Origin of the sequence: Sinomonas gamaensis, assembly GCF_005876955.1 — a bacterium.
Classification (GTDB): Bacteria; Actinomycetota; Actinomycetes; order Actinomycetales; family Micrococcaceae; genus Sinomonas; species Sinomonas gamaensis.
The window spans coordinates 113,857-126,436 of the sequence record NZ_SSCL01000012.1 but is presented as its reverse complement, the minus strand read 5'-3'; the positions used below and the strand labels follow the sequence as shown (position 1 = coordinate 126,436).

Annotated in this window: 13 protein-coding genes; 7 read left to right on the top strand and 6 right to left on the bottom strand. The window is 66.6% G+C overall.

Going from position 1 to position 12,580, the window contains the following annotated elements; all coding sequences use genetic code 11:
- Nucleotides 1–5 precede the first annotated feature (5 nt).
- The 3 genes from E5679_RS15660 to E5679_RS15650 form a co-directional block, all read right to left on the bottom strand.
- Nucleotides 6–509 carry a DUF1003 domain-containing protein gene (locus E5679_RS15660; protein ID WP_138417539.1) on the bottom strand — a complete coding sequence of 168 codons (504 nt, stop codon included), beginning with the start codon at nt 507–509 and terminating at the stop codon, nt 6–8.
- 86 nt (nt 510–595) lie between these two features.
- Entirely contained in the window at nt 596–1,066 is a 471-nt protein-coding gene (locus E5679_RS15655; RefSeq protein WP_138417537.1) for a hypothetical protein, read from the bottom strand.
- 193 nt (nt 1,067–1,259) lie between these two features.
- A complete protein-coding gene (locus E5679_RS15650) occupies nt 1,260–1,865 on the bottom strand; it encodes a DUF1269 domain-containing protein (RefSeq protein WP_138417535.1) in 606 nt (201 codons plus the stop codon).
- Between the two features lie 158 nt (nt 1,866–2,023).
- On the opposite strand from E5679_RS15650, the gene E5679_RS15645 reads away from it, so the two are divergent.
- A complete protein-coding gene (locus tag E5679_RS15645) occupies nt 2,024–3,322 on the top strand; it encodes a PucR family transcriptional regulator (protein ID WP_138417533.1) in 1,299 nt (432 codons plus the stop codon).
- 40 nt (nt 3,323–3,362) lie between these two features.
- On the opposite strand, the gene E5679_RS15640 is transcribed toward E5679_RS15645, so the two are convergent.
- The 3 genes from E5679_RS15640 to E5679_RS15630 all read right to left on the bottom strand — a co-directional run bounded on the left by E5679_RS15640 (nt 3,363) and on the right by E5679_RS15630 (nt 6,627).
- Nucleotides 3,363–4,502: a diacylglycerol/lipid kinase family protein gene (locus tag E5679_RS15640; protein WP_171042412.1), complete on the bottom strand. Its 1,140-nt coding sequence runs from the start codon at nt 4,500–4,502 to the stop codon at nt 3,363–3,365.
- Between the two features lie 321 nt (nt 4,503–4,823).
- Entirely contained in the window at nt 4,824–5,432 is a 609-nt protein-coding gene (locus E5679_RS15635) for an HdeD family acid-resistance protein (protein WP_138417520.1), read from the bottom strand.
- A gap of 190 nt (nt 5,433–5,622) precedes the next feature.
- Entirely contained in the window at nt 5,623–6,627 is a 1,005-nt protein-coding gene (locus tag E5679_RS15630) for a DUF6454 family protein (RefSeq protein WP_138417518.1), read from the bottom strand.
- A gap of 235 nt (nt 6,628–6,862) precedes the next feature.
- Here E5679_RS15630 and E5679_RS15625 point away from each other — a divergent pair, with 235 nt between their 5' ends.
- The 6 genes from E5679_RS15625 to E5679_RS15600 are packed head-to-tail and all read left to right on the top strand — an operon-like array spanning nt 6,863 to nt 11,962.
- Nucleotides 6,863–7,777, top strand: coding sequence for an isoaspartyl peptidase/L-asparaginase family protein (locus E5679_RS15625; RefSeq protein ID WP_138417516.1), 915 nt, complete (start codon nt 6,863–6,865; stop codon nt 7,775–7,777).
- Nucleotides 7,778–7,784: 7 nt separating this feature from the next.
- A complete protein-coding gene (locus E5679_RS15620; RefSeq protein WP_138417514.1) occupies nt 7,785–8,672 on the top strand; it encodes a MurR/RpiR family transcriptional regulator in 888 nt (295 codons plus the stop codon).
- A complete protein-coding gene (locus E5679_RS15615) occupies nt 8,669–9,409 on the top strand; it encodes an amino acid ABC transporter ATP-binding protein (protein WP_138417512.1) in 741 nt (246 codons plus the stop codon). The genes E5679_RS15620 and E5679_RS15615 overlap by 4 nt, the downstream gene beginning before the upstream one ends.
- A 51-nt stretch (nt 9,410–9,460) precedes the next feature.
- Nucleotides 9,461–10,405, top strand: a complete 945-nt coding sequence (locus tag E5679_RS15610; protein ID WP_138417510.1) for a glutamate ABC transporter substrate-binding protein — start codon at nt 9,461–9,463, stop codon at nt 10,403–10,405.
- A gap of 34 nt (nt 10,406–10,439) precedes the next feature.
- A complete protein-coding gene (locus E5679_RS15605) occupies nt 10,440–11,084 on the top strand; it encodes an amino acid ABC transporter permease (protein ID WP_138417507.1) in 645 nt (214 codons plus the stop codon).
- The gene (locus E5679_RS15600; protein WP_138417505.1) at nt 11,081–11,962 is read left to right on the top strand and encodes an amino acid ABC transporter permease; all 882 of its coding nucleotides are present in this window, start codon (nt 11,081–11,083) and stop codon (nt 11,960–11,962) included. The genes E5679_RS15605 and E5679_RS15600 overlap by 4 nt, the downstream gene beginning before the upstream one ends.
- Nucleotides 11,963–12,580: the final 618 nt, after the last annotated feature.

Here is a 12,580-nt window from a genome sequence, read left to right as displayed (position 1 = left end):
CGCTGTTAGTTATCAGCTGTGGTCTCTCCGTTGGCGGGCGGTTGATTTGCCTGCACCTCCGCGAATACGCGGGCGTGGATTTCCTCCGAGAGGATGTGGATCAGCCGGGTGAGCTCGGTGTTCTCTTTGAGGAGTGTCTCCTGTTCCTGATAGTCATGGTCGGCCTTGGCCTGCTGGAAGGCTGCCTGCCGGTTCTGTCCGATCATCACGAATGTCGAAAGGAAGATTGCCTCCAGGGAGACCATGAGGGTCAAGGTCGGCCAGGGTGGGGACTCGAACCACAGCATCCATGCGGCGAACAGCACGATGTGGAGATACACGAACCCCATTGAGCCCGCGAAGGCGGTTATGGCATCGGCTATGCGCAGCTGGAGGCTGGCAGCGCGGTGCTGTGCCTCGGCGAGCACTGTCGGGTGCAGCGCAGCGAGGTCGGCCCTCCTCAGAAGCACGCTTGGGCGCGCGTGGTGGACGGGATGTCTCACGGTGGCGGTGCTGGTAGCACTGGTCATAGCTCTTCTCCGAGGTGTGGTGCGGGCTCTTCCCGCGGGTTTACCTTTCGGGGTCCGCGCTCATGCCTGCTGTCGAGTGCTGGGGGCTAATGGGCGATGACTTTCAGCACGACGACGCCGGCGATGGCGGTCAACTGCAGCAGGAGGTAGCCCGCCTTCTGGCGCCTTGTCGTGGCGCTTCCGCGTAGGCCCCAGAGAACGAGCACGAGCTGAGTGATCGTCAGAGCGGCGATCCCGAGAGTGAGCGCGGTCCTTAGGTTCCAGATGCCGGTGTCGCTGAGCAAGAGAAGGACGGTGGGCGCGAGTGTGATCTCCAGCGTGCGCATCGATGCCCGGAGGATGCGACGCATGGTGCTGTGCTGCGTCGCGCCTCCGTGCCTGCTGGCGTGTGAGATGGTGTCGGCGACGAGGCTTGCGGCGCAGAGTCCTCCCATAGTGCCCAGGAGAGTGCTTGCGGCGGCTAGCCCGGTGAATGCCCCGGGCGAGGGGAGCATTCCCATCAGGGTGGCAACTCCGGTGATGGATGCATACAGCGCCTCACGGACGTGTTGCGTCATCCGCTCCGGTCCGGAATTCGCGCTCGTGAGTGGGAATGGGGAGTTCGCGGATTTGCGCTGGCCAATCTTTTCGGCCTCCATGGATTCCCGTTCCTTTCCAGATGTGGTTTCGAGAACCGACCGCCGTTGGGGAAGTCGCGGGGATCGGGGCGCCGCGCGACGGAACGCGCGGTGTCCCGATCGTCTTGGCGACTCAGGGAATGTCGAGCTTCTCCCTCACGGCCGCCAAGCGCTCCTCGACGCGTTGGCGCCGCTCGGCCTTCCTGCGTTCGCGTGCGGCGCGGTCGGCTTCCTTCTGCGCCTTGCGGTACGCGTCCTCTGCCATTTCGAGTTCCGCGCGCACTTCCGCTGCGGGACGCCGGTACACTGATCCGCCCAGATCTGTCATCAGTTTGTCGACCACCTCGAGGGCGTACTCGTTGACCTCGGCGACCATGGCTGTGCCGTCCTCGGGAATGTGACGGCTGATTTCCCCGAGCACGCTCTCGGAGCGCTCCTCACGGCGGATGTCGAAGGCGCCCCCGACCAGCAGGCCACCGGTCCAGCCGAACAGCATCCCGATGGGGCCGCCGATGACGCCAATCATGAGCCCGATCAGGCCACCTCCCCACGTTGCGGCACCGCTGACGATGTCGCTTCCCTCGGGGACGTCGAGGCGGCCGTGCCGGTCGCGGGTGACGATGCTCGCTGCCAGGACCTCCACGCGTCCTTCCAGCCCGGCGCCCTTGAGTTCGCTAAGGGCCTGGTACGCGTTGCTCCGGTCTTCGAACGAGACGGTGATGACGTTGTGTTCGGACATGTGTGACCTCCAGATCACGTTGACTTTCTCTACGGTCCTGCGCGGATTTTCCGCGACATCTCAAGGCTCTCGTGGATCGGCGAGCCGGTCATCGTGCGTTCTGTGGCCACCCTTGTCGAGACGGTGTGCACTCTGCCCTGCAGGGTTACGCTGGCCCCGTGTCGACTGCGGATTCGATGCAGAAGGTCCTGTTGGCTCTCGATTGGGAGGCCGGCCCCGTCCTGGCTCCTTCGCGGGGGACGGAGGAGGCCGAGCACCTCCGTCGCGTTCTGGGAGACGCGGCAGTGCGGTGGGTCTCAGGGGCGGCGGAGCAGTCGATCGCGGCCTTGCAGCTGCGGGTTCACGATGCGCTCGCTCCGTGGCCGCTCATCCGGATGTTCGCCCATCACGCCCTCACCTCGACCCTGCTGCAGCTAGCCGGTGGGGACGGGCTGCCAGCCGCCGCGGAGGCGATCGATCGTGAACTGGCCGAGGACATCGTTGCGCGCGACATCCCCTTCTCCACCGTCACCACGGCGTTGCGGGTGATGCAGCGTGAGTGGCTCTCGCTCTTGATCGGGGCCGCTCTTCGCCTGGGGCCGGAGGGAGTCGGCGTCGTCCCGGCTCTGGCGACATCGGTGGCCGGAACGATGGATGCGTGGATCGGAGCAGCCACGGATGCGATCGTCGAAGAGCGGCGGCGGGTCGATCTTGCCGAGCAATTCCGCTTCCGGAGCACCATCGAATCGCTGATGGCGGCCGAGCCCCTTGATGTCGAATCGGCGACACGATCATTGCGCGTCCCCCTGAACTGCTGGCACGTGGGCTGTGCCATCGGAACACTTCCCGGCGCACTGGCCGACCGGCGGGCTCTTGAAGCAATAGTGCAGTCATTCGCCCGAACGGTGGGCAGCGAACGAACGGTGCGTTACGAATCGAGCACGGGGACGGTGCACCTTTGGGTGACCAGCGACCGCATGCCGCGGACACCGCGGGCGGAAGACCTGACCGTGCGGGCCGCACTGCTCGTTGGCATCGGCGAACCCCACCCCGGAGCCGCGGGATTCAGGAGGACCTTCCTGGAAGCTTCGGACGCCCTGAGACTGGCGTCCTGTCTGGGTCGTAACGGGGTGATTTCCTACAGCGACGCTGCTTTGGCCATCGTCCTCAGCCAGGACGAGGAACGCGCGGGCTGGTTCGTGCAGCATGAACTCCGCGAACTCGGTGGTGACAACCCCGAAATGGCCGACATGCGCGCCACGCTCCGGACATTCTTCGACACCCGGATGCGCATCGCCCCGGCAGCCGAACGCCTCTTCCTGCATCGGAACACGCTCATCAACCGGCTCGAGCGGATTCAGGGCCTCCTCGGCCACGGCGTGGCCGAACGCTCGGCCGAGACCCAAGCCGCGCTCGTGCTCGCCGAGCTCTTCACGCAGTCTCCCAGCGGCCGGCCGTTGCCGGGCAATGGCTCCTGAAACCTCTCATTCGAAGAAGGCTCCGGGCAGGATTTCTGGTTCATCCGTCGAAGATCCTGTCGGATTCCGTACCCCTGATCCCCACGCACGGCCACGGTAGCTTCCTGCGGCCGGGCCCCTTACGCAGCAGGTTCCGCAGGTTCTGGAGCGCGCGGGCGACCGGCGAGATCCGGACCGCTCTCGCGGGAAGGCGAATCCGCAGCGCGCCCGGCCGGATGGCGAACCGCAGTGGGGCCGCCAGGTCGAGCGCCTCGCCGTCGATACCCGCCTCGATCGGCCGACCCGAATCCACCTCGAACACCGTCGTCTCCCAGGCAAGGGAGCCGGGGATCCTCTCAGGGTGCCCGGCCGCATCGATCACCAGCCGCCGAGCTGCCGCCGGATCCTCAGGGAGCCTGAGGGCGATCACCCCGAGGCGGCCGCCGTCGAGTCGCGGCCGCCTGATGAGCGTGGCCGGGGTGCGGCCGTAGGGGTTGTTCGAGATCTGGACGACGTGGGCGCCGTTGTGCAGCTCGCCCCCCGGCCCGGCGAATCGCAGGTCGAAGGGCCGGCTCCCGGGCCCGAGCAGGCCAGGGAGCATGCTCAGAGTGGTGTCGGCCTTGGCGGTTCGGTATTCGGGCGAGCGGATGATCTGCGCGTACAGCCCGAGCGAGACGTTGTTCACGAACACCCGCCCGTTGACCTCCCCCAGATCGATGGACCGCTCCACCGCCTCTCCGAACGCATCCAGCGCCCCGAGCACGTCGCCGCGGTCGAGGCCGAGGTCCATGGCCAAGTGGTTTCGGGTGCCGGCGGGCACGACGACCATGGCCAGACCGTGCCGGGCGGCCACATCGGCGACCAGCCCGAGTGAGCCGTCCCCGCCGGCCATGCCGATCACGTCCGCGCCGCTTGCCACTGCGGCCTCCGCCATCTTGGTCAGGTCCTGTCCGGGTTCTAGGAGGAGAGCCTCGATGCCGCGCGCCCGGCATTCCCGGACCAGGCCGGCGCGCTCCGCCTTGCCGTCGCCGCTGCGGGGGTTCACGATCAACACCCCATGGGCTGCCGGGGCAACGGGGTGGCCGGGTGACACCCATCGCCGCAAGCGGCCGATTACGCGCGCGGCCGCGCCGCCCACGAGGGCGAGGGCCAGCGCGAGGGCTCCGCTCCCATTGGCGTCGGACTTGGTCCGGAGTATCACCGTGGGGCACCGCCCGCCTTGGCATGCGCCGGGAGCCGGCGCGTCCACCGCAATAGCTCCCGGCCCGGCACTCGCACGAACCAAGCTCGCGCCCAGACCGGGACGAACATCGGCCCAGCCTCCATCCGACCCGCGAGCTGACCCTCAAACGGCGGAACGCGGAGCGGTGCTGCGTCCTTGTCCACGCATCCTCCAACTACCTTGGCTCGGCATGACCAGAGCTGGATAGGGAAACGAAGGAGCTCATCGGAGCCCGGTCTGGCGTGGCGAGTCCCCGAGCCCGAAGCCCTCTCCGAGATGTGAACTCGGGGGGAGCTGGGCTCAGGCTCCGGCGCCGCCGCCGAAGGCGGCGCTCCCGGACCCTGGCCTGCGGCCCTGGGCCCAGCCGGAAACGCGCAGCAGCTGGAAGCCGGATGCGAGCAGCAGGATCCCGGTCGCGAAGGAGAACGCTGCGACCACCCCCAGCAGCCCGAGGATGCCTGCGCCCGGGAAGAAGAAGACGTAGAGGCCGAAGAGCGCCAGCGCGATGCCGGCTGCCAGCCACGCCCACCAGGACCTGATCGCCTTCCTCGCCTGGACGGAGACGGCGATCTGCGTGACGCCCAGGACGAACGCCCAAGCACCGATCAGGAGGGCAAGCCACAGCGCCGTGATCCCAGGCCAAGCGAACGCGACGATGCCGGCCAGGACGGAGACGATCCCCCCGGCCAGAGTCCACCCCGAGGGGCGGGGCCGGTGGGAGAAGTAGTCGTAGAGATTCGCCCCGCCATCCACGAGGGCGTAGAAGCCGAAGAGGAACACGATCGCCAGGACCGTCACGGCTGGCCAGACGATCACCAGGACCCCGAATAGCACCGCGAGGATCCCGCGTATCACCAGCACCGCCCCCAAGCGCCGGAGCATCTTCTGCTCGTTGAGCATCTCGGACATCTTTCACTCCTCGGATCCGCTGCGCGGCGCTGTGCCTGGCCTCGCAGTACTGGTCTTGTTTGGCCCCCTCAACCCCTCCAGAGTCATCCCCAAGAACGGCTTGGGCTAGGGCACTACGGCCCGGCGGAATGCGCCCATCCAGAAAGAGGATCGAGAGTACCTTCCTTCTCGACCGGCGCGGGTGGCACGCTCAGTGCGTCGGCAGCGCGACCGTGGCCTCGTAGGTGAGGATCTCGGTGCCGTTGCCCTCGTCACCGTTGTCGGGGGCGACCTTCAGGGTGAGGTGGTCGCCGTCAGCTGTCATCTTGAAGGGGTTGCGGGTGGCGACGTGCCCGGCGGTGGACCATTTCTGGAAGGGCACGTCGCGGGTGACCTCGTGGCTGTTGAGGTCGATCATCGCCATTCCGCCAAGCTCGTAGGTGCTGTTTGCGCCGCCGGCGGCCGGGGTTTGGGGCAGGTTGGTGACGCCGCCGCAGAGCATCTTGGAGTTGGGCACGTACTGGCAGTCCTGGTAGTCGATGAAGTAGTTGGGGTTCTCCCAGCTGGCCAGCTGCTTGCCCTGGAGGTCCCATTCGGCGAAGCGGCGCGATCCCCAGGTGTTGCCGACGAGGTGGCCGGTCTGCTTGTCCATGACGATGCCGCCGAAGTGGTCGGCGACCTCGAACTGCTTGTTCACGTCGAGGGTGTTCGCGTCGACGCGGTAGATGATGGCGCTGCTGTTGGGCCGGTACTGGGCGACGGGGACCCAGACGTTGGTGCCGTCGAAGTCGATCCCGCCGGGGTGGTACATGTCGCCCTCGCCGAGGGTGATGTCCTTCTGGAGGTTCCCGGCCTTGTCCATGACGAAGAGGTGCCCGATGCCCTTGCCTGGGGTGCGGTCGTAGCCGCCCTGCGGCGTCGGGTACTTCTGGGTCGGCTCGATGATCTGCACCGCCGAGAGGAAGATGTGGTCGGCGGTGAAGGCGAGGCCCTCGGTGTGGTAGGTGGGGTAGTTCAGCTTGAGCTTGCTCGTGAGCTGCCAGTTGGTGTTGCGGTCGACGGCGCCGAAGTCGTCGGCGAGGGTCGTGCTGACCTCGTGGTGGTCGGCGGCAGGGGCTGGGGGAGCTGCCTGGGCTGCGACTACGGTCCCTGCGGAGCCGGCGATCAGGATGGCGATGCCGGCGGCGAGGAGGGTGCGAGCTCGGATTGCGCTCATGGGGAATTGGACCTTCCGATGGGTTTGGCCACGATGAGCTTCAGAGGCTAGACGGACCTGGTGAACCGCACATGGACCCCAGATGAATCGCGCCCCATGCTGAGGCCGATTGCATGCAAGGGCGGGACGCGCCCCTCCTGCCGAAGCATTCGTTACGAAAAGTCGAAAGTTCCTTGCTTCTCGTAATGATTGCGTCTAGCGTGAGACGCATCACAACGCGAGAGGCCATGAACACATGCATGTCATCGACATCACTCCCTCTGCCAACGGAACAGCACTTGTTCTGCACGGGGGAGCGGGCGGACGCACTGCCGAGCTCACCCCTGACGAGCACAGGGAGTATGCGGCGGGACTCGAACTCGCGTACCGTGCGGGGCGCGCCGTCCTCGACGCGCAGGGCTCGGCGTTGGACGCCGTCTGCGCGGCGGTTGAGCAGCTCGAGGATTCGCCGCTGTTCAACGCCGGGCGCGGGGCCGCTCTGAATGCCCAGGGCGAGGCCGAGCTTGATGCGTCGATCATGTCCGGAACCGGCAGGGCGGGCGCCGTCGCCGCCGTTCGCCGAGCCAAGAATCCCATCTTCGCGGCGCGACAGGTCATGGAGAACACCCCTCACGTCCTGCTCGTGGCGCCCTCGCCCGAGCTCATCGCGGAGTGGGGCCTTCAGGTCGTCGACGCAGAATACTTCGTCACAGACGCGCGACGGCGCCAACTTGAAACCGTGCTCGCCGGGCGGCTCGAGCCGACCTGCCACGGAACCGTGGGCGCCGTGGCGCGCGACACGGCCGGGCACCTCGCCGCGGCGACCTCGACCGGCGGGATCGTGGGCCAGCACGAGGGCCGCATCGGCGACACCCCGATCATCGGGGCCGGCAACTATGCCCGCGACGGCATCGTAGCCGTCTCCTGCACCGGCATCGGGGAGGCATTCATGGAAGGCGTCATCTCACACGAGATATACGCCCGCCTCCGATACGGCGGCGCATCGCTGGCCGAGGCTGTCCGCGGCACCATCGTCGACGAGCTGGACCCGCGCGCGGCCGACGGCGGCGTGATCGCCGTCGGTGCCGACGGCGCCGTCGTCGTAGCCCACAACTCAACCTCGATGTTCGCCGCGTACGAGCGCGACGGCGCGATCGTCACGCTCACCTGAGGCCACCATGATCCGGATCAAGAAGGAGATCTTCGACCGCATGGAGGAGCTGTCTCCTTCCGAGCGGAAAGTCGCGCGCGCCCTGCTCGCCGACTACCCGAGCAGCGGGCTCGGGAGCGCCGGGCAGCTCGCGAGGGCCGCCGGGACCAGTGCGCCGACCGTGCTCCGTCTCGTCGCCAGGCTTGGCCTCGGCAGCTACGCGGACTTCCAGAAGCACCTCCGCGACGAGATCATGCACGATCTGAAGGCCCCGGTGCACCGCGCGGAAAGCGAGGTGCCCCGCGAAGAGCGCACCGACGTCGGCCGTTCCCTCGCGGAACGTCGCGACCTCATCGACCGGCTCGGTTCAACCGTGTCGGGCTCTGAAATCGAGCGGGCCGCGCAGCTCCTCGCGAGCGAGCCCAAGGCCGTCCTCATCTCGGGCGGCTACTACTCGCGCTTCCTGGCGGAGATCCTCGCGCGGCAGCTCGACCAGATCATCCCCAACGTCGACTTCCTCCCGGACCCCTTGGGCTACAACGTCGGCAAGTTCTACGGAGCAAGGCGGAATACCGTGGTGGTGCTCTTCGACCTGCGGCGCTACCAGCTCCAAGCCGCCCAGGTCGCTGCCCTGGCCAAACGCGAGGGCGCGTCACTCGTGGTGATCACGGACGAAGAGCTTTCACCCATCGCCGACAAGGCCGACGTGGTGCTCGCGGTCCCCGTCGGCGGGATTCCATTCGATTCGTTTGCAGCCCTCATGGTCCTCGTCGAAGTGCTAGTGGAAGCGGTCCTTCGCGCTGCGGGCCAGAGGGGGATCGACCGAATGAAGCTCTGGGAGGACCGTTCCTACCTCGAGCGCACTCCGCATCCGGAACCGGAGGAGCCCGCATCCCCTTCCCAGGAGGCATCATGACCATCCCTCGCGTCTCGCTGCGCTCGGTCAACAAGCATTTCGGAGAGCTGCACGTACTCCGCGACATCAACCTCACGGTGCTTCCGGGGGAAGTCATCGTGGTCGTCGGACCCTCGGGCTCCGGGAAGTCCACGCTGTGCCGGACCATCAATCGCCTCGAGCCCATCCACTCGGGAGAGATCCGCATCGACGGCCAGGAAGTGCCTGCGGAGGGGAACGAGCTCGCGAAGCTCCGTGCCGACGTCGGCATGGTCTTCCAGTCCTTCAACCTGTTCGCCCATCGGACCATTCTCGACAACCTCACGCTTGCGCCCACGAAGGTCCGCGGGATCGAGCGGAAGCAGGCCGAGGAGGAGGCCATGCAGCTCCTGGAGCGCGTCGGCATCGCCAACAAGGCGCACAGCCGTCCGGCCGAGCTCTCGGGCGGGCAGCAGCAGCGGGCGGCCATCGCCCGTGCCCTAGCCATGCACCCGAAGGTCATGCTCTTCGACGAGCCCACTTCCGCGCTCGACCCGGAAATGGTCAATGAAGTGCTCGGCGTGATGACCAGCCTCGCCGCCGAGGGGATGACCATGGTGGTCGTCACCCACGAGATGGGCTTCGCGCGCCGCGCCGCAGACCGCGTGGTCTTCATGGACCACGGCCAGATCGTCGAAGAGGGAGCGCCTGAGACCTTCTTCGATGCCCCACAGACGGACCGCGCGCGATCCTTCCTCGCGTCGGTCCTCACGCACTAGCCGTTCATCCCCCTGTTTACATCCTCTTCCCGCCCAACCCGAAAGGTGACCATGTTCACCACCCCCCTCACCCGTCGGTCGGTTCTCGCCGTTGCCGTCGTGACCGGACTCTCCGCCGCCCTGACTGCCTGCTCGGCCGACTCCGTGGCCCTGCCCGGTGCTTCGTCGACGTCGAACGCGGCGAACGATGCGGTCTTCAAGAGCGCACCCGTTGCTGATCCGAGCCTCATCGTCTCCGGCTCGACGATGGACACCATCAAGAAGCGGGGAAAGCTCGTGGTCGCGACCGCGCTCGATGCCCCGCTCGTGTCGCAGCAGGACCCCGCCAACCCGCAGAACGTCAACGGCTTCGATGCCGACCTCGCGAAGCTCCTGGCGATCTACATCCTCGGCAAACCGACCGTCGAGTGGGTCCCTTCCGCCTCCGAGAGCCGAGAGGCACTCCTGTCGAACGGCACGGTGGACGTGGTCTTCTCGACGTACACCATTACCACAAAGCGCGCCGAGCAGATCGCCTTCGCTGGTCCGTACTTCATGTCGGGGCTCGCCGTTGCGGTCAAGTCCGACAACACGGCCATCAAGGGGATCGACGACTTGGCCGGCAAGAACGTCATCGTCCAGACCGGAACGCCGTCGGTCTCCGAGGTGCCCCAGAAGCAGCCGAGCGCCAAGCTCATGCCGTTCGCGACCACGCCCGAGGGTGTCCAGGCACTCACGCAGGGCCGCGGCGACGCCTACGTCCAGGACTACGTCCTGCTCGCGAGCCAGTCATCCAAGAACAAGGACATCAAGGTCGTTGGCGGGCCGTTCACGACCGAGCCGTACGGAATCGGCCTGAAGCACGGCGACGCCGCGTTCAAGAGCTTCGTCAACACTTGGCTGACCACAATCGAGAAGCAGGGCCTGTGGGGCCAAGTCTGGAAGAACAGCCTCGGCTCGGTCGGAGACACGCCCATGCCCACCCCGCCGTCCATCGGGTCCGTCCCCGGATCCTGACCGAACACGCCGACAGCGCCAGCGGAGTGACCAGATGAACGCATTCTTCGAAGACTTCGGATCCTTGGCCGACGGCCTCGGCATGACGCTGCTCATGCTGCTTGCGGCAGGAGTGGGATCGATTGTTGTGGGCGCCCTGGTGGCCGTGGCGCGGATCAGTCCTCTGCGCATCCTGCGGGGAGCAGCCTTCGTCTACGTGCAGTTCTTCATCAACGTCCCTCTGCTGGCGCTGTTGATCCTTGCGGTGTTCGCGCTCCCGGCGGCGGGATTCATCCTGCCGATCGTGCCGACCGCAATCATCGTCCTGACGACGTACGAATCGGCCTACGTCGCGGAGGCCCTCCGTAGCGGCGTCAACACCGTGCCCCAAGGACAGATCGAGGCGGCGCGAGCGCTCGGACTCACCTTCAGCCAATCGCTCCGCCTCGTGATCGTCCCGCAGGCCTTCCGCGCCGTGGTGCAGCCGCTCGGCAACATCATGATCGCGCTCGCCTTGAACACATCGCTCACAGCCGTTGTGGGCGTCGTGGAGCTGACGGCCCACGTGAACAAGGTCAATCTGGTCTACGCGCAGCCGGTCCTGTTCTACACGACCGGAGGCCTCGTCTATATGGGCATTGCCCTCATCATCGGCCTGCTCGCGGGCCGCCTCGAACGGAAGCTGGCGATCGTCCGATGAAGACCAGGAACACCGCCCGCGCGGCCAACAGCATCGTCCGGATCTACGACGAGCCCGGTCCGAAGACCAGACGGAACATGCAGATCGGTTCGGCCGTCAGCATGCTGGCTCTCGGCGCGCTCGTGATCGCCGGGACGGCGCAGTTCGCGGCCCACGGCCAGCTGGACCCGGCCAAATGGGCCCCTTTCCTTTCGGGAGCCGTCTGGATCTACCTCGGGGCTGGCCTGCTCGGCACGCTTCAGTCCGCTGCGGTCGTGGCCGTGCTCGGAGGGATCCTCGGCCTGTTCCTGGCTTTCGGACGGATGAGCCGGTCCAAGCCGATCCGCTGGATCAGCTCGCTCTACGTCGAAGTCGCGCGGACGGTGCCGGTTCTGTTGCTGATCTACCTCATGCTGTTCGGCCTTCCCCAGCTCGGCATCAACGCGCCGACGCTCTGGAAGATGGCGATCCCCCTCACATTCACCACATCCGCGGTGTTCGCCGAGATCCTCCGCGCCGGAATCACGAACCTTCCCTCCGGTCAGTTGGAGGCGGCCCTGAGCCTTGGCCTCAGCCGAGGGCAGGCCATGCGCTTCATCATCCTGCCTCAGGCCGCGCGGAACGTCTCGCCGTCGCTCCTGACGCAATTCGTGAGCCTTCTGAAGGACACAACCCTCGGCTACATCGTCGCGTACACAGACCTCCTCTACCGCGCGCAGCTGCTCACGGCGTACCTCAACCAGCTGATCCCGACGTACATCGTCATCACGCTCGTGTACCTGGCTGTGAGCGGAAGCCTCACCGCGCTCGCAACGCACCTGCAGAAACGGCTCGACCGCAAGCCCGTTCCGGCCGTCGTCCCTGCCGTGCTCCCGGCCCTCGAACACAGTGCTCGGTAGGGGGCCCTGCGGGATAGGCCACGCCAAGAGCAGTTCGCGACCGGCTGCGCCGAGCTGGAATCTGGTCCGGACGGGAATGCGGCTACAGGTACGAGCTTGCGCCGTGGACCGGTACGTTCATTCCGAGTCGTCCACGAAGGATGCTGGCCCCGCAAGGCCGAGTTGGTGGGTGACGGGCAGAACGAGCGATGCCAGAGCCTGCCCTGCGAACTTGAGGAAGTGAATGTGGCCATCCACCCGCGCGAACGCGCACTATGAATGCCGTGCGGGCTCGTCAATTGGGCCAGTAGCGGGGCCCAACCTCCAGTGGCGAGCCCGCCACCTGTTAATCAGAGCTTCGAGATCACTGCGTTCGGTGCTGGATACCCCAGGCGCCGGACCGAGCCTCTTGGAGAGATGCGTGGCTCTGCCGACGTGCGGTGCTGACCGCCCGCCGGGGAGTGGTGGGTAAGACGTGCTGGGCGGATGAGGCGCCGCGAGACGGTGCGAACGCCAGAGGGCGCAGCAGCGGTAACGCGGGAAAGAAGTCCGCCCCCGTTGCGAGCTTTTCCGAGACCATGGCTCTCAAACTCTAGGTAGACAGGCTTTTCTGTCAACCCTTCGTTCCTGTGCGCCATG

Excerpts from the sequence above, each read along its gene's own strand:
- E5679_RS15660 (WP_138417539.1), bottom strand. The coding sequence starts at position 509 with ATGACCAGTGCTACCAGCACCGCCACCGTGAGACATCCCGTCCACCAC.
- E5679_RS15655 (WP_138417537.1), bottom strand. The coding sequence starts at position 1,066 with ATGACGCAACACGTCCGTGAGGCGCTGTATGCATCCATCACCGGAGTT.
- E5679_RS15650 (WP_138417535.1), bottom strand. The coding sequence starts at position 1,865 with ATGTCCGAACACAACGTCATCACCGTCTCGTTCGAAGACCGGAGCAAC.
- E5679_RS15635 (WP_138417520.1), bottom strand. The coding sequence starts at position 5,432 with ATGTCCGAGATGCTCAACGAGCAGAAGATGCTCCGGCGCTTGGGGGCG.
- E5679_RS15630 (WP_138417518.1), bottom strand. The coding sequence starts at position 6,627 with ATGAGCGCAATCCGAGCTCGCACCCTCCTCGCCGCCGGCATCGCCATC.
- E5679_RS15625 (WP_138417516.1), top strand. The coding sequence starts at position 6,863 with ATGCATGTCATCGACATCACTCCCTCTGCCAACGGAACAGCACTTGTT.
- E5679_RS15620 (WP_138417514.1), top strand. The coding sequence starts at position 7,785 with ATGATCCGGATCAAGAAGGAGATCTTCGACCGCATGGAGGAGCTGTCT.
- E5679_RS15615 (WP_138417512.1), top strand. The coding sequence starts at position 8,669 with ATGACCATCCCTCGCGTCTCGCTGCGCTCGGTCAACAAGCATTTCGGA.
- E5679_RS15610 (WP_138417510.1), top strand. The coding sequence starts at position 9,461 with ATGTTCACCACCCCCCTCACCCGTCGGTCGGTTCTCGCCGTTGCCGTC.
- E5679_RS15605 (WP_138417507.1), top strand. The coding sequence starts at position 10,440 with ATGAACGCATTCTTCGAAGACTTCGGATCCTTGGCCGACGGCCTCGGC.
- E5679_RS15600 (WP_138417505.1), top strand. The coding sequence starts at position 11,081 with ATGAAGACCAGGAACACCGCCCGCGCGGCCAACAGCATCGTCCGGATC.